The 23202-nt window shown below is 70.2% G+C and carries 22 protein-coding genes; 7 read left to right on the top strand and 15 right to left on the bottom strand.

Annotation, left to right across the window (positions count from 1 at the left end):
* Positions 1–375: 375 nt before the first annotated feature.
* Genes ACYVLJ_RS38770 through gatC form a run of 4 tightly spaced genes read right to left on the bottom strand, consistent with a single transcriptional unit; the run spans position 376 to position 4227 of the window.
* A complete protein-coding gene (locus ACYVLJ_RS38770) occupies positions 376–909 on the bottom strand; it encodes a hypothetical protein (protein WP_460442395.1) in 534 nt (177 codons plus the stop codon).
* A gap of 2 nt (positions 910–911) precedes the next feature.
* On the bottom strand, positions 912–2417 hold the full coding sequence (gatB, locus tag ACYVLJ_RS38765; RefSeq protein ID WP_451979528.1) for an Asp-tRNA(Asn)/Glu-tRNA(Gln) amidotransferase subunit GatB: 1506 nt from the start codon (positions 2415–2417) through the stop codon (positions 912–914).
* Positions 2414–3931 carry an Asp-tRNA(Asn)/Glu-tRNA(Gln) amidotransferase subunit GatA gene (gene gatA / locus ACYVLJ_RS38760; protein WP_460442394.1) on the bottom strand — a complete coding sequence of 506 codons (1518 nt, stop codon included), beginning with the start codon at positions 3929–3931 and terminating at the stop codon, positions 2414–2416. Before gatA ends, gatB begins: the two co-directional genes overlap by 4 nt.
* A complete protein-coding gene (gene gatC, locus ACYVLJ_RS38755) occupies positions 3928–4227 on the bottom strand; it encodes an Asp-tRNA(Asn)/Glu-tRNA(Gln) amidotransferase subunit GatC (RefSeq protein WP_451979522.1) in 300 nt (99 codons plus the stop codon). The genes gatA and gatC overlap by 4 nt, the downstream gene beginning before the upstream one ends.
* A gap of 236 nt (positions 4228–4463) precedes the next feature.
* Here gatC and ACYVLJ_RS38750 point away from each other — a divergent pair, with 236 nt between their 5' ends.
* A complete protein-coding gene (locus ACYVLJ_RS38750) occupies positions 4464–5117 on the top strand; it encodes an ACT domain-containing protein (protein ID WP_451979519.1) in 654 nt (217 codons plus the stop codon).
* A gap of 31 nt (positions 5118–5148) precedes the next feature.
* Here ACYVLJ_RS38750 and ACYVLJ_RS38745 read toward each other — a convergent pair whose 3' ends face one another.
* The 4 genes from ACYVLJ_RS38745 to ACYVLJ_RS38730 form a co-directional block, all read right to left on the bottom strand.
* On the bottom strand, positions 5149–5643 hold the full coding sequence (locus ACYVLJ_RS38745; RefSeq protein WP_460442393.1) for a GNAT family N-acetyltransferase: 495 nt from the start codon (positions 5641–5643) through the stop codon (positions 5149–5151).
* The gene (gene ligA, locus ACYVLJ_RS38740; protein ID WP_460442392.1) at positions 5636–7816 is read right to left on the bottom strand and encodes an NAD-dependent DNA ligase LigA; all 2181 of its coding nucleotides are present in this window, start codon (positions 7814–7816) and stop codon (positions 5636–5638) included. Before ligA ends, ACYVLJ_RS38745 begins: the two co-directional genes overlap by 8 nt.
* Before the next feature lie 11 nt (positions 7817–7827).
* Positions 7828–8532 (bottom strand): hypothetical protein, encoded by a 705-nt coding sequence (locus tag ACYVLJ_RS38735; protein ID WP_460442391.1) that lies wholly within the window; start codon positions 8530–8532, stop codon positions 7828–7830.
* A gap of 84 nt (positions 8533–8616) precedes the next feature.
* Complete coding sequence (locus ACYVLJ_RS38730) at positions 8617–9654, bottom strand: methionine synthase (protein ID WP_460442390.1); 1038 nt, start codon at positions 9652–9654, stop codon at positions 8617–8619.
* A 134-nt stretch (positions 9655–9788) separates the two neighbouring features.
* On the opposite strand from ACYVLJ_RS38730, the gene ACYVLJ_RS38725 reads away from it, so the two are divergent.
* From ACYVLJ_RS38725 to ACYVLJ_RS38705, 5 genes are all read left to right on the top strand, one after another.
* Positions 9789–10613 (top strand): phospholipid scramblase-related protein, encoded by an 825-nt coding sequence (locus ACYVLJ_RS38725; RefSeq protein ID WP_460442389.1) that lies wholly within the window; start codon positions 9789–9791, stop codon positions 10611–10613.
* 104 nt (positions 10614–10717) lie between these two features.
* On the top strand, positions 10718–11761 hold the full coding sequence (locus ACYVLJ_RS38720) for an MBL fold metallo-hydrolase (RefSeq protein WP_460442388.1): 1044 nt from the start codon (positions 10718–10720) through the stop codon (positions 11759–11761).
* A 74-nt stretch (positions 11762–11835) separates the two neighbouring features.
* Positions 11836–12237, top strand: coding sequence for a GNAT family N-acetyltransferase (locus ACYVLJ_RS38715; RefSeq protein ID WP_451979498.1), 402 nt, complete (start codon positions 11836–11838; stop codon positions 12235–12237).
* Between the two features lie 10 nt (positions 12238–12247).
* On the top strand, positions 12248–12700 hold the full coding sequence (locus ACYVLJ_RS38710) for a GNAT family N-acetyltransferase (protein WP_460442387.1): 453 nt from the start codon (positions 12248–12250) through the stop codon (positions 12698–12700).
* A gap of 229 nt (positions 12701–12929) precedes the next feature.
* On the top strand, positions 12930–14177 hold the full coding sequence (locus ACYVLJ_RS38705) for a 13E12 repeat family protein (protein WP_460442386.1): 1248 nt from the start codon (positions 12930–12932) through the stop codon (positions 14175–14177).
* A 28-nt stretch (positions 14178–14205) separates the two neighbouring features.
* Here the strand turns inward: ACYVLJ_RS38705 and mnmA are convergent, their stop codons facing one another.
* From mnmA to ACYVLJ_RS38685, 4 genes are all read right to left on the bottom strand, one after another.
* Positions 14206–15297 carry a tRNA 2-thiouridine(34) synthase MnmA gene (gene mnmA, locus ACYVLJ_RS38700; protein ID WP_460442385.1) on the bottom strand — a complete coding sequence of 364 codons (1092 nt, stop codon included), beginning with the start codon at positions 15295–15297 and terminating at the stop codon, positions 14206–14208.
* 4 nt (positions 15298–15301) lie between these two features.
* Complete coding sequence (locus tag ACYVLJ_RS38695) at positions 15302–16498, bottom strand: cysteine desulfurase family protein (RefSeq protein WP_460442384.1); 1197 nt, start codon at positions 16496–16498, stop codon at positions 15302–15304.
* Between the two features lie 64 nt (positions 16499–16562).
* Entirely contained in the window at positions 16563–17927 is a 1365-nt protein-coding gene (locus ACYVLJ_RS38690; RefSeq protein WP_460442383.1) for an MFS transporter, read from the bottom strand.
* 45 nt (positions 17928–17972) lie between these two features.
* Entirely contained in the window at positions 17973–19256 is a 1284-nt protein-coding gene (locus tag ACYVLJ_RS38685; RefSeq protein WP_460442382.1) for a helix-turn-helix transcriptional regulator, read from the bottom strand.
* Positions 19257–19406: 150 nt separating this feature from the next.
* Between ACYVLJ_RS38685 and ACYVLJ_RS38680 the strand changes: the two genes are divergently transcribed.
* Positions 19407–20309: an NADP-dependent oxidoreductase gene (locus ACYVLJ_RS38680; protein ID WP_460442381.1), complete on the top strand. Its 903-nt coding sequence runs from the start codon at positions 19407–19409 to the stop codon at positions 20307–20309.
* A gap of 107 nt (positions 20310–20416) precedes the next feature.
* Here the strand turns inward: ACYVLJ_RS38680 and ACYVLJ_RS38675 are convergent, their stop codons facing one another.
* The 3 genes from ACYVLJ_RS38675 to ACYVLJ_RS38665 all read right to left on the bottom strand — a co-directional run bounded on the left by ACYVLJ_RS38675 (position 20417) and on the right by ACYVLJ_RS38665 (position 23202).
* Positions 20417–21307, bottom strand: coding sequence for a lysophospholipid acyltransferase family protein (locus tag ACYVLJ_RS38675; protein WP_451979475.1), 891 nt, complete (start codon positions 21305–21307; stop codon positions 20417–20419).
* Positions 21304–22086: a GNAT family N-acetyltransferase gene (locus ACYVLJ_RS38670; RefSeq protein ID WP_460442380.1), complete on the bottom strand. Its 783-nt coding sequence runs from the start codon at positions 22084–22086 to the stop codon at positions 21304–21306. The genes ACYVLJ_RS38675 and ACYVLJ_RS38670 overlap by 4 nt, the downstream gene beginning before the upstream one ends.
* Before the next feature lie 156 nt (positions 22087–22242).
* Positions 22243–23202 carry an electron transfer flavoprotein subunit alpha/FixB family protein gene (locus ACYVLJ_RS38665; protein ID WP_460442379.1) on the bottom strand — a complete coding sequence of 320 codons (960 nt, stop codon included), beginning with the start codon at positions 23200–23202 and terminating at the stop codon, positions 22243–22245.

The following is a 23202-nucleotide window of genomic DNA, read 5'->3' as shown; positions in this document are numbered from 1 at the left end:
CCTCCTCGGCAACACCTTCCGCGCGCAGACACCCGGCCTTGCCGCGCCACCTCGGCGACAAGTCCTCTCAGGACGGCCTCTTTCGCCCCACGTCCACGCGGCGCGTTCGTCTCCCCGAGCCCCCGCCGACCCGGCCCACGCGCCATTCGGCCGGCGACTCCGCAGTGCCCACTCGAAGTTCCTGGGCGGCTGTACCTCTCACCGCCCGACTTCGACCGTCTCAGAAAGCGCTTTCTCATGCAACGACGAGACGCGATGTCAACGATGTCACCGCGGGCCTCAACCGGAACGGACGACTCAACCACCGACGGTCACCGACGGCCGCCCAGCGATCCGTGTGTTCTCAGCAGAAAGGGCTTCCAGCGCCCAGACGGGTCAGCGGCTCTTGCTGCGAGGCTCGCGCTTCCGCGGCTGCCGGCTTTCAGCCCGCGCCGCCCGCACGTCCAGAAAAGCGACCACACCCGAAACGACCGCGGCGAACAGCCCGAGGAGCCGGCCGAAGCCCGGCTCGATGGCGATCCCGGCGGCGTCGAAGATGCCGCGCTGGTCGGCGTCGAACTCCCAGTCCAGCGTGAACCAGCCGAGCACCATCAGCAGCAGCGCCGCCGCGGCGACCACCAGCCACAAGTGCGGCAGGCCGCCGACCCGCGCCTTCCGGATTCGCCCGAAGGCGACCACGGCCAGACCGGCCAGCAGCAACGGCAGCGGCGGGCACCACGCGAAGAAGCCCGAATGCCACGCGTCCCGGACGACGTCGCTGTGCGGCAACGTCGTGAGAATGACTTCGATGTCCGGCTTGTTGGCGATCAGCGTGATCCACGGCAGGAACGTCGAGCCCAGCGCGAGCAGCCCGGCCGCCAGGCCGAGCCACTCGCGCCAGGTGACGCTCTTGACGGAAAACGACGACAACGTCAGGAACCGACGCGCTCGATGATGAGCTCGCGCACGCGCTTGGCGTCGGCCTGCCCCTTGGTCGCCTTCATGACCGCGCCGACGATCGCACCGGCCGCGGCGACCTTGCCGCCGCGGATCTTGTCCGCGACGTCCGGCTGCGCCGCGAGGGCGTCGTCGATCGCCGACAACAGCGCCGAGTCGTCCGAGACGACCTTCAGCCCCCGCTTCTCGACGACATCACGCGGCTCGCCCTCGCCGGCGAGCACGCCCTGGACGACCTCCTTGGCGAGCTTGTTCGTCAGCTCACCGGACGACACCAGCCCGATGACCTCGGCCACCTGCTTCGGCGTGATCGCCAGGTCCGCCAGCTCGACCTCGCGCGCGTTCGCCTCCTGAGCCAGCGTGTTGACCCACCAGCCGCGCGCCTCGTCCGGCGACGCGCCGGCTTCGACCGTGGCCGCGACGAGGTCGACGGCACCGACGTTCAGCAGGTCACGCAGGGCTTCGTCGGAAAGCGACCACTCCTGCTGGATCCGCTTCCGCCGCTCGGATGGCATCTCCGGCAGCGTGCCGCGCAGCTCCTCGACCCACTCGCGCGCCGGCGCGATCGGGACCAGGTCGGGCTCCGGGAAGTACCGGTAGTCCTCGGCGGTCTCCTTCGTCCGGCCCGACGAGGTCGTGCCGTCGGCCTCCTGGAAGTGCCGCGTCTCCTGCTTGATCGAACCGCCCTCGGCGAGGATCGCCGCCTGCCGCGTCATCTCGTAGCGAACGGCGCGCTCGACGCTGCGCAGCGAGTTGACGTTCTTCGTCTCGGTACGCGTGCCGAACTCGGTCGCGTCCTTCGCCATCAGCGAAACGTTCGCGTCGCACCGCAGCGAGCCCTGGTCCATGCGGACGTCGGACACGTCGAGCGCGCGAAGCAGGTCACGCAGGGCCGTCACGTACGCCCGCGCAACCTCGGGAGCCCGCTCGCCGGTGCCCTCGATCGGCTTGGTGACGATCTCGATCAGCGGCACGCCCGCGCGGTTGTAGTCGAGCAGCGAGTGCTCGGCACCGTGGATCCGGCCGGTGGCGCCACCGACGTGCAGCGACTTGCCGGTGTCCTCTTCCATGTGCGCGCGCTCGATCTCCACGCGCACGACCTCGCCGTCGTCGAGCGTGACGTCGAGGTAGCCGTTGAAGGCGATCGGCTCGTCGTACTGCGACGTCTGGAAGTTCTTCGGCATGTCCGGGTAGAAGTAGTTCTTCCGGGCGAACCGGCACCACTCGGCGATCTCGCAGTTCAGCGCGAGACCGATCCGGATCGCACCCTCGACGGCCTTGCCGTTGACGACCGGCAGCGCGCCCGGCAGGCCGAGGCAGGTCGGGCAGACCTTCGTGTTCGGCTCGCCGCCGAACTCGTTGGCGCAGCCGCAGAACATCTTCGTGTTCGTGTTGAGCTCGACGTGCACCTCGAGCCCGAGCACCGGGTCGAACCGCTCGATGACGTCGGCGTAGTCCATCAACTCGGCCACGGCAGTCACTTCGTTCCTCCCAGCTCCGGGACCTTGTGGATGAGCGCCCCGCCGGCGGCGGCGTCACGCGCGGCCTCGTAGGCGGCGCCGACCCGGTAGAGCCGGTCGTCGGCGAGCGCCGGGGCCATGATCTGCAGGCCGACCGGCAGGCCGTCCTCGTCGGACAGCCCGCTCGGCACGCTCATCGCGGCGTTGCCGGCGAGGTTCGACGGGATCGTGCACAGGTCGGCGAGGTACATCGCCATCGGGTCGTCGACGCGCTCGCCGATCTTGAACGCCGTGGTCGGCGTCGTGGGCGAAACGAGGACATCGACCTTTTCGAACGCGGCGGCGAAGTCACGCGTGATCAGCGTGCGCACCTTCTGCGCCGAGCCGTAGTAGGCGTCGTAGTAGCCGGACGACAACGCGTAGGTGCCGAGCATGATCCGCCGCTTGACCTCGGCGCCGAAGCCCTTCTCGCGGGTGAGCGACATGACCTCTTCGGCGCTGTGCGTGCCGTCGTCGGCGACGCGCAGGCCGTAGCGCATGGCGTCGAACCGGGCGAGGTTCGACGAGGCCTCACTCGGCGCGATCAGGTAGTAAGCGGGCAGCGCGTAGACGAAATGCGGACAAGAGACCTCGACGACCTCGGCCCCGAGCGCACGCAGCTGCTCGACCGCGGCTTGGAACGACCGCTCCACGCCCGGCTGGTAGCCCTCGCCACCGAACTCCTTCACGACGCCGACCTTGACGCCCTTGAGGTCACCGGTCATGCCCTGCCGGGCCGCGGCGACCACGGGCGGCACCGGCGCGTCGATGGACGTCGAGTCCATCGGGTCGTGACCGGCGATGACCTCGTGCAGCAGGGCGGCGTCGAGCACCGTCCGCGCGCAGGGACCCGCCTGGTCGAGCGACGACGAAAACGCGACCAGGCCGTACCGCGACACGCCACCGTAGGTCGGCTTGACGCCGACGGTGCCGGTGACGGACCCGGGCTGCCGGATCGACCCACCGGTGTCGGTCCCGATGGCGATGGCGGCTTCGAAGGCCGCGATCGACGCGGACGAGCCACCGCCCGACCCGCCCGGGATGCGGGCGTGGTCCCACGGGTTGTGCGTCGGGCCGTACGCCGAGTTCTCGGTCGACGACCCCATGGCGAACTCGTCCATGTTGGTCTTGCCGAGAATGACGACGCCGGCTTCGCGCAGCTTGCGCGTCACGGTCGCGTCGTACGGCGGGATCCAGCCTTCGAGCGTTTTCGAACCACACGTCGTCGGGATGCCCTCGGTGGTGAGGACGTCCTTGAGCGCGAGCGGCACGCCGGCCAGCGGCGACGCCGGCTCGTTGCCCCCCGCGATGCCCTCGTCGACGGCCTTGGCCGCGGCCAGCGCGCCTTCGGTGTCGACGTGCAGGAACGCGTGGACGTGGTCGTCGACCTCGGCGATCCGGTCCAGGTGGGCCTGCGTGACCTCGACCGCGGACACCTCGCGCGAGTGGATCTTCTCCGCCAGCTCCGCGGCGGTCAGCTTGATGAGCTCGGTCACTGCTCTTCCCCCAGAATCCGCGGCACCCGGAAGCGGCCCTCTTCGGCGGCCGGCGCCCCGGCCAGCGCCTGCTGCTGCGTGAGCCCGGGGCGGACGACGTCCTGTCGGAAAACGTTCGTCAGCGGCACGGCGTGCGACGTCGGCGGCACGTCGTCGGCGGCGACCTCGCTCACCTTGGCCACCGAGTCCAGGATCTGGTCGAGCTGGCCGGCGAAGACGTCGAGCTCGTCGTCGGTCACGGCCAGCCTGGCCAGCTTCGCGAGGTGCGCGACCTCGTCTCGGGAAATGTTGGGCACGCGGGTGACTCCCGGGTTGTGCTGTGCGGGTTGTCTCGGAAGCTGCAAGTCTATGGTGACGACGCCGGACGACTCGACTGGGTTACGCCCGGCGCAGGCCGGGTGCCGTCCGGCGACGCTCGCGTCCCGCCCGGCGGACAGCGGGTCCCGCACACCGGGTGGGTCTGTCACAATCGGCGACCGGCATCAAGCGTCCCACGGCAAGGCTGGGACGCCAGAGGCGAGAGGGGCGCGTGGTGTCGTTCCTGATCCGGGTCCTCCTTCCGGACAGCCCGGGGACCCTCGGCGCGGTCGCCACGGCGCTCGGCACGGTAGGCGCCGACATCCTCAGCGTGGACGTCGTCGAGCGCGGCACCGGGGTCGCGGTGGACGACCTCGTGGTCGAGCTCCCGTCGGGCCGTCTGCCCGATGCGCTCATCACGGCCGCGGAAAGCGTCGAAGGCGTCGAAGTGGACGCAGTCCGTCCCTACGCGGGCGTCCTGGACACCCACCGCGAGCTCGAACTCGTCGAAGAGATCGCCGCGCAGCCGAAGTCCGGGCTCGACATCCTGGCCGAGGGCGTGCCCCGCATCGTGCGCGCCGGCTGGGCGATGGTCGTCGAACACGCCGAAACCGGCGCCATCCGGCTGGCGTCGTCGAGCGCCGCCCCGGAGACCGCGATCACCGACCTGCCGTGGCTGCCGCTCGAGCGCGCGACAGTGCTCGACGGCGAGGAAGCCTGGATCCCGGAGACGTGGCAAGAGCTCGGCACCGAGCTGGCGGCGACGCCGCTCGGCAAGCCCGGTAAGGCGCTGCTGGTCGCCCGCCCGGGCGGGCCGGCCTTCCGCGCCGCCGAAGTCGCGCGACTCGCCCACCTCGCCGGCATCGTCGCCGTCGTCCTCGACGGCTGACGCGCGGGGCCGAGTTTCGACAACGCGCAGGTCAGACGTCTATTTGGTAGGCGATCAAGCTGATGTGCGGAAACGGTCGCCAGTCCCGCTCGGCCAGCCGCGCGAACCCGAGGCGCTCGTAGAGCCGGTGCGCGCTGCGCATCCCGGCGAGACTGCTCAGCACGACCCGGTGAACGCCCAGCGCCCGCGCGCGATCGAGGACGGCCTTGGTCAACGCCTCACCGATCCCCTGGCCACGCGCCGTCGGCGCGACAGCGAGCATCCGGAATTCCAGCTCGCCCGGACGTGAGATCTCGGCATAAGCCGAACCAGGCAGCACGACGGTCACCGTGCCGACCACGTCGCCGGAGCCGTCGACAGCGACCAGGACCTCGGCCAGCTCGACGCGCCGCGCGATGTCCCGCAGTTCCGCGTCGTACCCGACGTCGCCGGCCAAATGACCATCGACCTCGTAGGCCTGCACCGTGACTTCGCCCGCCGCGGCGTACTCCTCGGGCCGCGGCGGCCGGATCTCGACGTCACCCATCCGTTCCCCCAGTCTCGTCTTCGGCGGTCTCGTCGCCGGCCGGCAGCGCCACCTCCCGCGCCGCCTCAGGGCCCCGCTCCAGCAGGACGCGGAAGCCGGCTTCGTCGAGCACCGGCACCTTCAGCTGAACCGCCTTGTCGTATTTCGAACCAGGCGAGTCGCCGACGACGACGAACGCGGTCTTCTTCGAGACCGACCCGGCGGCCTTGCCGCCGCGGGCCATGATGACCTCCTTGGCCTCGTCGCGGGAGAAGCCGTCGAGCGAGCCGGTCACGACGATCGACAAGCCTTCGAGGTTGCGCGGGATCGACTCGTCGCGCTCCTCCTCCATCCGCACGCCGGCGCGTCGCCACTTTTCGACGATCTCCCGGTGCCAGCCGACCTCGAACCACTCCTGCGTCGCGTGCGCGATGGTCGGGCCGACGCCGTCGACGTCCGCCAGCTCCTCCTCGCTCGCCTGCTCGATGCGCTCGATCGAGCCGAACTCGCGCGCCAGCGCCTGTGCCGCGGTCGGCCCCACGTGCCGGATCGACAGCGCGACCAGCACCTTCCACAACGGCCGGTCCTTGGCGACGTCGAGGTTGGCGAGCAGCTTTCGCGCGTTCGCCGACAACTCTCCGGCCTTGGTCCGGAAGAGCTCCACCTCGGCGAGGCTGTCCTCGTTCAGGTCGAAAACGTCGCCCTCGTCGGCGACCACCCGCGCGTCCAGCAACGCGACCGCGGCCTCGTAGCCGAGGACCTCGATGTCGAAAGCGCCGCGCCCGGCGAGGTGGAAGAGCCGCTCCCGCAGCTGCGCGGGGCAGAACCGCGTGTTCGGGCAGCGGATGTCCTTGTCGCCTTCCTTCTGGTAGGCGAGCTCCGTGCCGCATTCCGGGCAATGGGTGGGCATGACGAACTCGCGCTCGTCGCCCGTGCGCGCGTCGACGACCGGCCCGAGGACCTCGGGGATGACGTCACCGGCCTTCCGGATGACGATCCGGTCGCCGATGAGCACGCCTTTGCGCTTGACCTCCTCCTGGTTGTGGAGGGTGGCGCGCGCGACGGTCGACCCCGCGACCGTGACCGGCTCGGTGACCGCGAACGGCGTGACGCGGCCGGTCCGCCCGACGCCGACCTGGATGTCCAGCAGTGTGGTGATCGCCTCTTCCGGCGGGTACTTGTACGCGATCGCCCACCGCGGCGCGCGTGACGTCGTGCCCAGCCGGCGCTGCAGCGCGACCTGGTCGACCTTGATCACGACGCCGTCGATCTCGTGCTCGGCGTCGTGCCGGTGCTCGCCCCAGTAGGCGATGTGCTCGGTGAGCTCGTCCGCCGTCGTAAGCACCTTGCTGTACGGGGAGACCGGCAGGCCCCACGCGGCCAGCGCGTCGTACGCCTCCGACTGACGCTGTGGCTCGAAGCCCTCGCGCTTGCCGAGCCCGTGGCAGATCAGCCGCAGCCGCCGCTCGCGGGTGATCCTGGGGTCCTTCTGCCGCAGCGAGCCGGCCGCCGTGTTGCGCGGATTCGCGTACGGCGGTTTGCCGGCTTCAACCATCTTCGCGTTCAACTCGAGGAAGTCCTCGACGCGGAAGTAGACCTCGCCACGGACCTCGACCAGGGCGGGTACCGGGAACTGGTCGGTGCCGGTCAGCGTCTGCGGCACCTGGTCGAGCGTGCGGACGTTGAGCGTGACGTCGTCACCGGTGCGGCCGTCGCCCCGGGTGAGCCCCCGGGTCAGGTGGCCGTTTTCGTACAGGAGGTTGATCGCCAGGCCGTCGATCTTCAGCTCGGCGAGGAATTCGGTGCGCCCGACCTCCTTCTCGACGCGCTCCAGCCACGCCAGGAACTCGTCCTGGTCGAACACGTTGTCCAGGCTGAGCATGCGCTCGAGGTGGTCGTACGGGGTGAAGTCGGTCGAGAACGTGCCACCGACCCGCTGGGTCGGCGACTCGGGCGTGACCAGGGCGGGGTGCTCGTCCTCGATCCGCTGCAGTTCGCCCAGCAGCTCGTCGAACTGCCCGTCGGAGATGATCGGCGAGTCCAGGACGTAGTAGCGGTACTGGTGATCGCGCACTTCCTCGGCGAGGGCACTGTGGCGCTCGCGCACGTCGGCCGGGACGTCGGCGACGTCCTCCGCGGCCACCGGGGCGTCGACCGCCGCAACTTGGTCCTGGGGAAGTTCGGTGCTGCTCACGGGTGGTAACCCTAGTCGGCGGCACCGACATTTTCGTCGGGTCCGCGGCCCAGCTCGCGGACCAGTTCACGGAACTCCAGAAGGGTGATCGCCCCGGTCGGCTCGGCCTCCGCGGTCTCTACGCGCCGTAACCGTTCGGCGGCGAGTCGTTCACCCAATGTCGCGTCGAGGGGCAGGAAGGTCATGGCCTGCCGGGCGGCTTCGTCGAGGTCACCGAAACCGGGGTGGAAGACGGCGACGTCGACCACGCGCTCGTCCTCGTCGACCTGCGCGACGACCCGGACGTCGGCCAGCGCGATCCGGTGCTCGCCGAGGTTCACGGTCACCTCGGTCGGGTCGGGCACCGGCGGCACGGAGTCGTGGTACTCCCAGATCGCGTCGTCCGGCGGCGCGGCGGCCCGCCACGCGTCGGTGAACGGGCGGACTTCCGGATCCTCCTGACCCGTCACGACCAGGGCGTAGATCGCCTGACGACCACGTTCGAGCGAGAAGTGCAGCCGCGGGTGCAACGCCTCGACCAGCTGGCAGAGCTCGTGCTCGACCCGGTGCGGCTCGCCTTCGCCGAGCGCCGCGCTGACCATCGGGAGCAGGTCGTACCAGCCGTGCCAGAACGCCTCCGCCGCGGCCGCGGGGTCCGCCGGCACGTGCTGCTCGGGCCACGCGGTGCGCGGGTCAGGCGGGTCGGCGGCGGCGGTCTTGCGGCGGAACAGGCGCATGGTTACGGGTGGTCCTCGTTCGGTCGGCTACCCCGACACGCTACTTGCCAGGCCGGGCGGACGTCGGCGAGTTGCCGGATTCCGTCACCAGCCTTCGGGAGGCTCCACGAAGGCCTTGCCGAGGTCGCGCGTCAGGGACAAGGCACGCCGCATCCATTCCGGCGTGGCGCCGGCGAGGCCACAGGCAGGGGTCGGCACCGCCCGCTCGGCGAGGACACCGCGGTTGAAGCCGAGCCGATCGGCCAGCCGGAACGCGGGCTCGCCGACGTCCTTCAGGGCCAGGCGGGACGCGGGCGCCGTCGACGGGACCGCGCCGAGGAAAAGAGTCGCTCCGCCGTCCCAGACTTCGCCGATCTCGTCGAGGAACTCGGCGGAGGCGCCGTCGAGCGCGGCGAGGTCGAAGGCCACGGCGTCCGCGCCGGCTTCGCGCAGCAGGCCGAGCGGCGGTTTCGCGGCGCAGCAGTGCACGATCACCGGCTGTCCGGTGATCCCCTTCGCCCCGTCGATCATCGTCGAAAGCAGGTCACGGGCCTCGGGTTCCGGCACCGCCGCGACGTTCCCGTAGCCGGAGGGCGTCGACAGGCCGCCCGCGAGCACCGCGGGCAACGACGGCTCGTCGAACTGGACGACCACGGGCGCGCCGGTCCTGGCCTGAACCTCGGCGACGTGTCCGGCGAGACCGTCCAGCAGAGACGACGTGAAGTCCCGCAGGGCGCCGTGGTCGGTGAGTACCCGATGTCCTCGGGGCAACTCGATCCCGGCACCCAGTGTCCACGGGCCGGCCAGCTGGATCTTGAAGACCGGCGGCGTGGCTCCGGCCTTCTCACGAGCCTCCTGCACGGCGTCGAGATCCCAGCGAAGCAGGTCGACGGCCCGGCGGTGCTCGTGCCCCGGCCGCCCAGTCACGCGATAGCCGCTCGGCACGACCTCGACGGCCAGGTCCACCAGCAGTGCGGCCGTGCGGCCGAGCATGTCCGCGCCGACGCCGCGAGCCGGCAGCTCGGGCAGGTGCGGGAAGTCCGGCAGCTCGCCGAACACGATCGCCGCCGCTTCCGCGGGGTCCGTGCCCGGCATCGAACCGATCGCCGTCGCGGCGCCTCTGGGCCAAACTCGCTCACTCACGACCCCCGATTCTGGTCGACCACCCGCCGACGGCGCCGACCGGGCTGCCGCAGCGGCCCGCCCGGATGCAGACATTCGCCGCATTTGCCTTTACCGGCACCGCTCAGGGGTCCGCGCGGATAGGCTCACCCGCCATGACGAGTTCGCCACCGCAACCGGGCTGGTATCCCGACGCGCGGGACCCCCGTCTGCACCGCTGGTGGGACGGCCAGGCGTGGACAGCCAACACCCGACCGGCCCACCAGGCCCCGCCCGCGAGCGACTCCGAGCCGATCGAGCTGGACATCGAGCGGGCCCACGACCCGTCGCGGATCCAGAACCAGGTCAACCGCGCGACGCGCGGCCGGGGCACCGGGCGCACCGGCGGCGGGACTCTCTTCACCGAGCCGGTTCTGGTGGTCAACCAACGCGCCAAGCTGATCGAGATGGCCAACGAGTTCGGCGTCTTCGACCAGCACGGCAACCGCATCGGCGGCGTCGTCGAGGTCGGCCAGAGCACGCTGAAGAAGGCGATCCGGCTGCTGACCAACTACGACCAGTTCCTGACCCACAAGTTCGAGGTCCGCGACGCCAACCACAGCACCGTGCTCAAGGTGACCCGGCCCGCCAAGGTCTTCAAGTCGCGCTTCCTCGTCACGCGGGCCGACGAGACGCCGATCGGCGAGATCGTTCAGGAGAACGTCTTCGGGAAGATCCGCTTCGGCTTCGTGGTCGACGGTCGCACGGTCGGCGGGATCTTCGCCGAGAACTGGCGCGCCTGGAACTTCTCGATCCGGGACCACGCCGAGAACGAGGTCGCGCGGGTGACCAAGACGTGGGGCGGGTTCATCAAGGCCGCCTTCACCACCGCCGACAACTACGTCGTCGAGATCCCCCACCCGCTGCCGGATCCCCTTGCCAGCATGGTGGTCGCCGCCGCCCTCACGATCGACACCGCCCTGAAGCAGGACACCAACTGAGCGAGTGACCGGCGTCTCAGCCCCTCCAGGTGGACAGCGGGCCCGGCACGGCTCAGGGTGAAGAAAGGCCGGGACGACGGAGTCTCGCCGGGACGGAGGTCACCGTGGAACCGTTGCCGGAAAGCAGCGACAGGAACTGGACCGAGCCCGGAATCTACGAGGTCTCCGCCGGCGTCTACCGGATCCCGTTGCCGCTGCCCAATGACGGTCTCCGCGCGGTCAACGTCTACGCGGTCACCGACGGCGAGAAGCTCGTCCTGGTGGATTCGGGCTGGGCGTTGACCGTGGCCCGGGAGCAACTCGCGAACGCGCTCGGCGGGATCGGCGCGCAACTGGCCGACGTCAGCGAGTTCCTGGTGACCCACGTGCACCGCGACCACTATTCGCAGGCTGTCGTCCTCCGCCGCGAATTCGGCTCGAAGATCGCCCTGGGCCAGGACGAAGAGCCGTCGCTCAAGGTTTCCGGCAACCCGGACCGGCTGCCGATGGAAGCCCAGGTCGATCTGCTGTTCCGGGCCGGCGCCGGCGATGTCGTCGAAGCGCTGGCCCGCGAGTTCGGAGCGAACCGGCGCCACACCGAAGCCGATCTCTGGGAGGCGCCCGACGAGTGGCTGACCCCGGGGCGGCGCCCGATCCTCCCTGGACGGGAGTTCGACGTCGTCGCCACTCCAGGACACACCGCCGGCCATGTCGTCTTCGTCGACGACACCGCCGATCTCCTGTTCTCCGGCGACCACGTGCTCCCGCACATCACCCCCTCGATCGGCTTCCAGCCGGTGCCGGCGGAACTGCCGCTCAACGACTTCCTCGGCTCCCTGCGCCTGGTGCGCGCGATGCCGGACCGCCGCATGCTTCCCGCGCACGGTCCCGTGTCGCAAAGTGTGCACACGCGCATCGACGAGCTGCTGGAACACCACCGGCAGCGTCTCGAGACGATCGGCTCGCAAATCGTCGCCGGCGCGACCACGGCGTCCGAAGCCGCACACCGGATCGGCTGGACCCGCCGCAACAGCAAACTGTCCGAAATGGACGCGTTCAACCAGATGCTCGCGGTCCTCGAGACGGCCGCCCACCTCGACCTGTTGGTCTCCCAGGGCAAACTGACGGCCCAGACCGTCGAAGGCGTTCGGCACTACGCGACTTCCTGACCGGCGTCGCACACCGCGGGTAGCCACGTCGTAGCAGATACGTCACCCGAACGGCTTCCTGCATACTGGGTGAAATGGATGTCATCAGACGTGCCAGGGCGACGGACATCGAGGCGCTCGTGCGCCTGTTCGGCGCACCGGGCGAGCCGCTGGCAGCCGCACTCCGGGAGCTCATGGCCACCCCGCACGTCACGCTGGTCGTCGCCGAAGACGACAACGGCGTCGCCGGCACCGCGCAACTCACGGTGTTGCGGGGACTCGCGTGGGACGGGGCGACTCGTGGCCTGCTCGAAGGCATCCGCGCCGCCCGTCGTGGTGTGACCAGCGCGCTCCTGACCTGGGGCATCGACGAAGCTCGGCGACGCGGATGCACCCGGCTCCACCTCGATTCCGGCCTCGCCCGCGCCGACCTGCGAGACTTCTACGCGCGTTTCGGGTTCGAGCACAGCTACCAAGGTTTCAGCCGCACCCTGTGATACTCACGCCGTGACCGACTACACCATCCGCAAGGCACGCCGCGACGACGTCGAGGCGATTGTGCGCATGCTGGCGGACGACCAGCTCGGCGCGACCCGGGACGACCCGGAAGACCTCGAGCCCTACCTGCGGGCTTTCGCGGAAATCGAGGCGGATCCGCAGCAGCTTCTGATGGTCGCGGCTTCCGACGACAAGCCGGTCGGGACGTTGCAGCTGACGATCATCCCCGGCCTCGCCCGGCGCGGCGCGCTCCGCGGCCAGATCGAAGCCGTCCGGATCCACGCCGACCACCGGGGTTCCGGGCTGGGCGCCGACCTCATGCGCTGGGCGATCGACGAGTCCCGGCGACGCGGATGCGCATTGGTCCAGCTCACCTCGGACGTGTCCAGGACCGGAGCACACCGGTTCTACGAGCGCCTCGGCTTCGTTCCGAGCCACACGGGGTTCAAGCTCAAGCTCTGAGTGCCGACGGCCTCCAGCGTTCGCCGACAGCAAACTATCCACATTGGACACTGGCTCAACAGCACCTCCTCCGGATCGGCGGCCCCACACGGCCGCGCACGCGAACCATTCCCAATCAATTCGAGTTAGTCAAGTCGCGAAGGGCGCGAAAGGACCGTTCGCTCCCTTTCGCCACCCATTCCCGCGAACCTCGGTGACATTTCTTGCGGAGACCCGTACGGTCGGGTTCATGTCATCTACACAACCGCTGCGCAACCTTGCCCAGCAAGCCGGCGACGCCGACGACAAGCTCCCCGCTGCCCTCAGAGCGCTCCGCTCCGAGCCGGATACGTTGCAGCATATGAAGGATGAGCAGGTCGTCGACCTCATCCGCGTCACCGACGCCGAGATTTCCAAGCTGCAAGCGCTGCAGCTACGGGCGATCGCGAATCTGAGCGTGCGCCGGAGACGGGCGCCCAGCGCGGCTTCCGAAGTGGCGTTGGCCCTGTCCATAACAGAACACCGTGCCGCCACAATGGTTTCGGCGGCGAACGCGCTGATCGCCCGGCTTCCTCGCATGCTCAACCTCATGGACGACGGCAGGCTCGACCTCTATCGCGCCATGAAGGTCACCGACGCCACCTCATGGCTGTCGAAAGACCACGCACGTGTCGTCGATGCGACGCTCGAGGACCGGGTTCCTGACCGGAACGCGACCCAGGTTCGCCGGGCGGCGGCCTACGCGGCGGCGAAAGTGGATCCCGAAGGCGCCGCACAACGCACCGAACGCAGCTTTGTCGAGAGGCGGCTGGCTTTGCACCACCAAGACACTGGCGTGACGAGCCTGTCGGTCAACAACGCACCCACCGAGAAGGCCAGCGCGGCGTACGCACGGATCGATCAGGCTGCTCGCGCGCTGAAGACCCCGGACGAGTCACGGACGCTGGATCAGCTCAGAGCGGACGTGGCGATGGACCTGTTGCTCAGCGGTACCGGCGGCCCGAACGAGCGTGCCGAGGTGTTCCTGCACGTCGACCTGGGCACATACACCGGCATGAACGACCTCCCGGCTGTCTTGGCGGGCCGAGGCCCTGTGGCGGCGTCAGTGGCCCGCCGCATCATCGGCGGATCCGACGCGACGCTGCGACGAGTGCTCACCGACCCGCGCACCGGCGAGGTGACCGAGCTGTCGCCGACGCGGTACCCGCTGGACCCGGCGCACGACGAGTTCATCCGGGTCAGAGACCGCGAGTGCCGGCAGCCTGGATGCACCCGTCCTGCGCAGAACTGCGCGGTCGACGCGACCCCGGCGCGGGGCGAGGCCAACGAGCCCTCGAGCCGGCCGGTGACGTATTGCGCGCGCCATCGCAGGCTGAAGAACCAGCCCAACTGGGATTACGACGTCGCACCTGATGGCACTCTGAACGTCGCTACACCCGCCGGCCTCATGCACACGTCCACGCCACCGTCGATGCATTCCGACCGGCTGGCGAGCTGAACGCGCGACGCACGGGATTGCTCCACGCTCAGCGCGTGCCCGAGATCTTCGCGCTGCCCAGGACGATGTCCCCGCCCTCGTCGTCCGGCCGGTAGAGCACGACGACCTGGCCCGGAGCCACTCCGCGCAGCGGTTCACGCAGCTGCACCGTCATAGCGTCGGAATCGACGTCGGCCACTGCCTCGACGATGCCTCCGTGGGCCCTGACCTGGACGACGCATTCAGTCGGCCCGGTCAACGCCCGGCCGCTGGGCCAGATCGCGCGATCGGCCTCGATCACCCGGACCCCGAGCCCGGCTGCGGAACCGACCTTGACGGAACCGGACACGGGCTCGAGCGACAGGACGTATCGAGGGCGGCCATCAGGCGCCGGAGCGTCGATCCCCAGGCCCTTGCGCTGGCCGACGGTAAATCCGTGGACCCCGGTGTGCCGGCCGAGCACCGCGCCGGTTTCGGCGTCCACGAGCTCGCCGGGCCGCTGTCCGAGTCGGTTTTCCAAGAACTTCTTGGTGTCACCGTCCGGGATGAAGCAGATGTCGTGGCTGTCAGGCTTGTTGGCGACGGACAGACCCCGCCGCTCGGCCTCGGCCCGCACGTCGGTCTTCCACGAACCGCCCAGAGGGAACATGGCGTGGCTGAGCTGCTCCGCGGTCAGGGAGGCAAGCACGTAGGACTGGTCCTTGCCGCTGTCCGCGCTGCGTCGCAGCTCGGGCACGCCGTCGACCACGGAGAGACGTGCGTAGTGGCCTGTCGCGACAGCGTCGAAGCCGAGCGCCATCGCTTTCTCGAGGAGCGCCTCGAACTTGATCTTCTCGTTGCAGGTGACGCACGGATTCGGCGTGCGGCCGGCGGCATACTCGCCGACGAACGTCTCCACGACCTCCTCGGTGAACCGCTCCGCGAAATCCCAGATGTAGAACGGGATCCCGAGGATGTCGGCGGCCCGCCGGGCGTCGTGGGAGTCTTCGATCGTGCAGCAGCCGCGGGAGCCGGTCCGCAGGGTGCCCGGTTTGGCTGACAGAGCCAGGTGCACTCCGACGACGTCGTGCCCGGCGTCGACTGCACGCGCCGCAGCGACGGCCGAATCCACTCCTCCGCTCATCGCGGCCAAAACCCGCATTGCTCTACACCTCTTGCTTCTGGGTCTGCTTGCGCATTCCGGCCAGACCAGCCTGTCGGGCGCGCGTAACGACTCCGCCGATTTCGGCGGCCACTGCCTCGATGTCTGCGGCGGTGGTTGTGTGGCCGAGGGAGAAACGGAGGGAGCCTCGGGCCGCCGCAGGGTCGGCGCCCATGGCGAGCAGCACGTGACTCGGCTGGGCGACGCCCGCCGTGCACGCGGACCCCGTCGAGCATTCGATGCCCTTGGCGTCGAGCAGCATCAGCAGGCTGTCGCCGGCGCAACCCGGGAAGGTGAAGTGGGCGTGGCTCGGCAGCCGTTCGCCGTTTCCGCCGTTGAGCACGGCGTCGGGTACTTCGCGCTGGATGACCTCGATGAGGCCATCGCGGAGCTCCTCGACACGCTTTGCGTATTCGGCTCGGGAGCCGACGCTGGTTCGTACGGCCGCGGCGAAACTGACGATCGCCGGGACGTCGAGCGTGCCGGACCGTACGCTGCGTTCCTGTCCCCCGCCGTGCAGCAAAGGCACACAAGTCACGTCGCGGCCGAGCAGGAGAGCTCCGACACCGAACGGCCCACCCAGCTTGTGCCCGGTGAGGGTCAGTGCGGCGGCGCCGCTGGCTGCGAAGTCAACGGGGACGGCGCCAACGGCCTGGACCGCGTCGGTGTGAAGCGGGATGTCGAACTCCGCGCAGACCGCGGCCAGCTCGGCGATCGGGTTGATCGTGCCGACCTCGTTGTTGGCCCACATCACGGTCACCAGCGCGACGGACTCAGGATCCGCAGCGATGGCGTTGCGGAGAACCTCGGGCGAGACGCGGCCCTCGCTGTCGACATCCAGCAGCGTGACTTCGGCGCTGCAATGGGATTCGAGCCATTCGACGGTGTCGAGCACCGCGTGGTGCTCTGCCGCGCCACACAGGATGCGGGTGCGCTGCTCCTGCTCATCGTGGCGGGCCCAATAGATGCCCTTGATCGCCAGGTTGTCGCTCTCCGTGCCGCCGCCGGTGAAGATCACCTCGGACGGACGGGCACCCAGGGCGTCGGCGATCGTCTCGCGGGCTTCCTCGACCATCCGCCGAGCGCGGCGGCCCGAAGAATGCAGCGCTGAGGCGTTGCCCACGTTGGACAGCGCCTCGGTCATCGCCGCTACGGCTTCGGGCAACATCGGAGTGGTCGCCGCGTGGTCGAGATAGGTCATCGCCCCTTCAGGGTAGTCCGCTCCACCGCGTGACGAAGCCCACCCTGGCCCTCGGAGTGGGCTGTCACACCTTCGACGGCCAACGTCCGGTCAACTGGACGCCCAGCAGCGCCAGCGTCACCAAGGCCACCGTGAGCAGGGCCATCGCCGTCGACGGGTGCAGAACCGAGCCGACCACGCCGAGCAAGACGCCACCCAGGCCGATGAGCAGCGCGGAGCCCACCCAGTCGGCCAGCTGCATCGCCGACGTGTTGAAGCCTCGCTCGCCTTCGGGTGAATAGCGGAGCAGCAGGACGGAGATCGCGGGCATCGCGATCCCCATGCCCGCGCCGCTGACCGCGCAGGCCATGAACGCCGGCCAGGCAGGGAACCAGGGCTGGGACACCAGGCCGAAGCAGACGAGCCCGGCCGCGACCAGCCAGAACCCCGTGCGCAGCGATGCCTCCCGCGACCAGTTGAGGAACCGGCCCTGCGCCGCCGAGGCCGCGGACCAGCCCAGCGCCGTGATGGTCAGGGGCAGGCCGGCGAGCGCGGGGCTGTAGCCGTGGACCGCGCTCATCGTCAGGGGCAGGTATGCCTCCATCCCGGCATAGGCGCCCGCGATCAGGGCACGGGAAGCGACGACCGTCGGCAGGCCGGGACGCGAGGAGAGAGTTCCGGTCGGCAGGAGCGTCCGGAGCGCGTAGCCCAGGGCCAGCAGCCCGGCCGTGCCGTAGGCGAGCGCCAGAAGCGATTGATGCTGGGCCGCCCACGTCAGGGCAGCGACGCCGAGAGCCGCGATGACCGCCTGGACCACACCCGCGCGGCGGCCGTCTGCCGAGGGCGTGTGGGCGGGGAGGTGCCGCACGACCACCACGAGCATCGCCACCCCGACGACCACCAGCGGGACCAGGCCGAGGAAGACCCAGCGCCAGCCGACGCTGACTGTCACCAGTCCGGCCACCGACGGGCCGATCACCGCCGGCAGCACCCAGGCGGCGGCGTTCGCCGCGTAGATCACCGGGCGCTCCTGGTCGGTGAACGTCAACGCGATCAGGAGCGACACCGAGACCAGGAGCAACCCGGAGCCGAAGCCCTGCAGCGCGCGGCCGAGGAGGAACGTCGGCATCCCGCTCGCCGTCCCCGCAACGACCAGGCCCGCCGCGAACAGCACCGGACCTGCGAGCAGCGCCGGCGCAGGGCCACGGCGGTCGCCGAGCCGGCCGGACAGCACCGTCGCGACCACGCTCGAGATCAGGAAGATCGTGAACGGCCACGAGTACAGCGACAAGCCGTGAAGGTCGGCGACCAGGGTCGGCATCGCCGTCGCGACGCCCATGTTCTCGAACGCGACCAACGTGACCACGAGCAGCAGAGCAATCGTGGTCAGGCGGTGTTCCGCCGTCCAGAGCACGCGGCGGCGGGGTGCGGAATCGAGCGTCGAGGCCATGATCAGCAGCGTGCAATCTCCAGCCCGCTCGAGGTCAAGCCATTTTCAGGCCGAGCGACGCGCCATCGGCTCGAGGCGAATGTCGCGCGCCAGAGCGGCGGCCTCACCGCGGGAGCTCACTCCCAGTTTGTCGAGAAGGTTGCGGACGTGGAACTTCACCGTGTGCTCGCTGAGCTGCAGTTGCTCGGCGATTTGCCGGTTGCGCAGGCCTTGCGAGATCCCGGTCAGGACCTCGACCTCGCGCGAGTTGAGCCGGTCGAGGGGACGCAGCTCAGGCGGTTCGGCGATGCCGAGCGGGAGCACGGCGGCGACCGTAGTGCCCCAGCCGGGCACCGCGTCGACCTCCCAGTGACCACCGAGCGTGGTGAGCCGCTCGGACAAGCCCCTGGCCGGGATCGCGTCGGCGACTTCGGGGCTGTCGTCGCGGACCGTGATGCGCAGCACCGAGCCGTCCAGCCGCCACGACGCCCGCAGACGCGTGGTCGCCGGACGGTCCAAGGCGGCCAGCACCAAGCCGCGGGTCAGCGTCCGCGCCGTGTGGGCGATGTCCTGCGGAAGTGACGCGTCGCCGACCGGGTCGACGAGGTCGACGTCGACCTCCGTGTGACGGACCAGGTCGGCGAGCTGGGTCCTCAGCGCCGCGAAGGCCGCGCCCGCCCGCTCTTCGGACAGGGCCTGGTCGCGGTCGACGACGCCCTTGAGTTCGAGCAGCGCGTCGGCGGCGAGGTCGACCGCGGTGCGGCGGGCGACGCCGTCGGAGAGGCGTCCGGAGCGGAGGACCGCCAGAAGCGTGGTCAGGGTCGCCGCGTGGGTCTGGCCGAGGTCCGTGATCGCCTGGGCCCGCGCCGTGGCGGCGGCGAGGTTGCCGGCCAGGACCTCCGGGCCCGGGTCGGCCGCGCGCTGGCCGGCGTCCGTGCTCAGGACGTGCCACAGCTGGGCGGCGAGCCCCAGTTCGACGATCGGCAGCTCCCCCTCCTCCGGCACCACGACGAGCACCGCACCCTTGCCGACCGCCGGAATCGACGAAAAAAGAACCAGACGACGCTCGACACCGCCCAGGACGCCGTCGAGCACGACCGGCTTGCCCGGCTCCGCGCGATCGACCAGCCGTTGCAGCTCGGCGCTCGTCACGGCTTGGGCGATCGTCTGGTCACCGACGACCTTGAGCGGGCTGCGGGGACAATCCCCCGTCTGCATGGCGACGGCGCGGTGCGGAATCAGCTTCCGCAGCTCGGCCGAGAACCGGAGGAGCAGGTGTGGCCGCGGCGCGGACAGCAGCCGCTCGACGACGTCCAGTACGTGCCGCGGATCCGACCAGGAATCGTCCATGGGTCCAAGGTAGGCACGCTCGCGTTCCGGTGGCCTGCTCGTCCGGCTAGTGAACACTGCTCGTCCGAGTGGTTCGGCGGGAATACAGCGCGGGTTGACTCGTTGGGGAGGACATTCGAAGTCACAGACTCGAGGAGCGCAGAGACCACCATGCGAGCGATCACCTTCTCCGCTTACGGCGGGCCGGACGTCCTGCAGCCGACCGAGGTTCCCGTGCCGGAACCCGGCCCCGGGCAAGTACGGCTGGCCGTCCGCGCCGCCGGGATCAACCCGATCGACTGGAAGATCCGCAACGGCTACATGCAGCAGAACTTCCAGGTCCCCTTCCCGCACATCCCCGGCCTTGAGGTCGCCGGTGTCGTCGACGCGGTCGGCGAGGGCGCCGAGTTCGCCGTCGGGGACGAGGTGTTCGGCTGGTCCGAGACGGGCGCCTATGCCGAGTTCGCGCTGGCGAAGGCGCTCGCGCCGAAGCCCGCGAGCATCTCGTGGGCGGACGCGGCGGCGTTGCCCGTCGCCGGCGAAACGGCGCTTCGCGTTCTCGGGCTGCTGAAGGTCCGCGAAGGCGACACGCTGCTGATCAACGGCGCCAGTGGCACCGTTGGCCGGTTCGCCGCGCAGGTGGCCGTGGCCCAGGGCGCGACCGTCATCGGCACCGCCGGCAGCCGGAACCTCGACGACCTGAAGTCGCTGGGTGTCGTGCCGGTCCTCTACGGCGACGGCTGGCTCGAGCGGGTGCGCGAGGCCGCGTCCGGGCAGGTCGACGCCGTTTTCGACGCAGCCGGACACGGTGTGCTGCCGGGGTCGGTCGAGCTGCGCGGCACGAAGGACCGGATCGTCACCATCGCCGACGCCGCGGCCTTCGAGCTGGACATCCCGTTCTCCAGCGGCGGCGAACAGTCGCGTGAGGTCCTGACGACGATCGCCGGCTGGGTGACCGACCGCGGGGTCGGCATCGCGCAGGGCAAGAGCTACCCGCTCGCCGACGCGGCCGCCGCGCAGATCGAGAGTGAGAACGGCCACCCCGGCGGGAAGCTCACGCTCGCCGTCAGCTGAACGGCGAACAGGCCCGTCACCGGATCACGGTGACGGGCCCGTTCGCGACAAGAACGAAACGCCTTCCAACCCGGGCCTGTCGCCGGATCGCGGCGACAGGGCCCGGATCACTTCGCGGGAGGCGAAGCCAGTGGGGCCGGCGCCGGCTGCGGACGCGCGGCGCGGCGGCGCTGCTGGCCCGGGATCTTCACGGTGCCCAGCGCCGAATGCACCGATGCCTCGGCCAGTGCGGCGAGCTCGCGGCGATTCTCCGCACGGCCCGGCGCGATCTCCGGGCAGATGTGGATCTCGAGCACCAGCCCGCGCAGGGCCGCGACCCGGCGCAGGGACGCGATCAGCGACTCCGGGCCGATGAACGCCGGGCGGCTCGTCTCGCGGCCGTCCGCCAGGCGGTACCGCAGGGCGATCGGCCGGACCGGGACGCCGCCGTCGATGGCCGCCTGGAACGTCGCCGTCGTGAACCGTCCGGACGCCAGGCCGCACCAGGTCGTCCCTTCCGGGGTCACGCTCACCAGCGACCCCGTCCGCAGCGCGTCGGCCAGCGAAGCCATCGTGGCCGGCAGCGTCGTCAGCCGCTCGCGGTCCAGGAAGATGCTGCCGCCGCGGCGGACCAGGCCGCCCAGCACCGGCCAGCCCGCGATCTCCGTCTTGGCCAGCGCGCGCATCGGCCGCAGCGCGTTGATCGCCACGATGTCCAGCCACGAGATGTGGTTGTTGACCACCAGCGCGCCACGGCCGGCGGGCGCGGTCAGGAAGTCGTCGCCGCCCCGGATGTCGAGCCGGACGCCGAACGCCCGCAGCACGCCGCGGAAGATCAGCCGGACCCGGCGCTCACGGCCCCACGACACCAGCAACAGCGGCGCGGAGAGCAGCGCCGCGACGACGACCGCGATCGCCGCGGTGAAGCGCAGCACGCGCCGCGGGAAGCCGACGACCGGGTCGCCGTCGGTGAGACAGCCGTCGCCGCAGGGCGATTTCGGCATCCACGCGTGGCTCATACCTGGACTCCGAGGAAGAACTTCAGGTACCGCTCGTCGACGTTGTGCAGGTCCAGCACGACGAAGAAGTCCGCGACGCCGAAGTCGGCGTCGAGCGCCGGCGGGCCGTAGGCCTTGGCGCCCAGCCGGACGTAGCCCTTGATCAGCGGCGGCAACGTCGCGCGCGCCGGCCGTTCGATCTCGGAGGCGTCCCAGGGGATAAGCGGCGAGACACGCGTGGCTTCGGGCGCGTAGTGCTTCGTGCGCAGGACGTCCCAGACACCGGCGGCGAACGACCCGCCGTCGACCAGCGGGACCGACGCGCAGCCCGCGAGGTAGCGGTGGCCCGAAAGGAGCATGTAGCGGGCGATCCCGGCCCAGACCAGGCTGACGACAGCGCCGCTGCGGTGGTCCGGGTGCACGCACGACCGGCCGGTCTCGACCAGGTGCGGACGCAGAGCGTCGAGCGCGCTCAGGTCGAACTCGCTGTCGGCGTAGAGCTTTCCGGCCTGCGTGGCGCGCTCGGGCGGCAGCATCCGGTAGCAGCCGACGATCTCGCCCGTGTTGTCGTCGCGGACCACGAGGTGGTCGCAGAACTCGTCGAACTCGTCGACGTCGAGCCCGGGCGTCGGCGAGTGCAGCCGCGCGCCCATTTCCTCGGCGAAAACCCGGTGCCGCAGTTTCTGCGCGGCGACCACTTCGTCGTTCGCGTGGGCGACGAGGAGGGAGTACCGGGGAGCGTCCGCGGGGAGATCGACACCCGCCTGATCAGTGCTGACGAGGAGCTGTGACGTCGTCATGGTCAAGGTGTACCTGCGCGAGGAAACCGCGAAGAGTGCCAACCGATGACCGATTAGTGCACGTTCCGTTAATTGCGGGTTCTCAGGCTTCTCTCAGGTCACGAAGACGCGCGAAGGGCCTTCCGGGCGCACCCGGAAGGCCCTTCGGAGCAACGATCAGCCCTTGCGCTTGTCGACCGCTTCGGTCAGCTGCGGCGCGACGTTGAACAGGTCGCCGACGATGCCGTAGTCGGCGATCTCGAAGATCGGCGCCTCCGGGTCCTTGTTGACGGCGATGATCGTCTTCGACGTCTGCATGCCGGCGCGGTGCTGGATCGCGCCGGAGATGCCGAGGGCGATGTACAGCTGCGGCGACACGGTCTTGCCGGTCTGGCCCACCTGGAACTGCGCCGGGTAGTAGCCGGAGTCGACCGCGGCACGCGACGCGCCGACAGCCGCGCCGAGCGAGTCGGCCAGCTTCTCGATGACGTCGAACTTCTCCGCCGAACCGACACCGCGGCCACCGGAGACCACGATCGAGGCCTCCGTCAGCTCCGGACGGTCACCGCCGGTCACCGGCTCGACGCCCGTGATCTTGGTCGACTTCGCCGCGTCGGTGGCGGGGAGCTCGACGGTCTCCTCGGCCGCCGCCCCCTCGGCGGGCTCGGCCTCGACCGCACCCGGACGGATGGAGACGACCGGCGCGCCCTTCGCGGACTTCGACTTCACCGAGAACGCGCCACCGAAGATGGACTGGTCGATCACGCCGTCGCCGTTGACGCCCACGGCGTCGTAGATCAGGCCGGAACCCAGGCGCACGGCCAGGCGGGCGGCGACCTCCTTGCCCTCACCGCTGGCGGTGACGAGCACCGCGGCCGGGGACGCCTGCTGCGCGAGCGCGGCGAGCACGTCCACCTTGGGCGTGACCAGGTAGTTCGCGGCGTCGTCGCCTTCCGCGACATACACCTTGGCGGCGCCGTGCGACGCCAGCGCCTGCTTTGCCTTGGCGGCGGTGCCGGTCGGGCCGACGACGACGGCCGACGGCTCACCGAGCGCGCGGGCCGCGGTCAGCAGCTCGAGCGTGACCTTCTTGACCTCACCGTCGACGTGGTCGACGAGGACGAGTACTTCAGCCAT

The organism is Amycolatopsis stemonae, assembly GCF_054781455.1.
The sequence above is the reverse complement of the archived record's forward strand: the minus strand, read 5'-3'. Positions and strand labels throughout refer to the sequence as shown.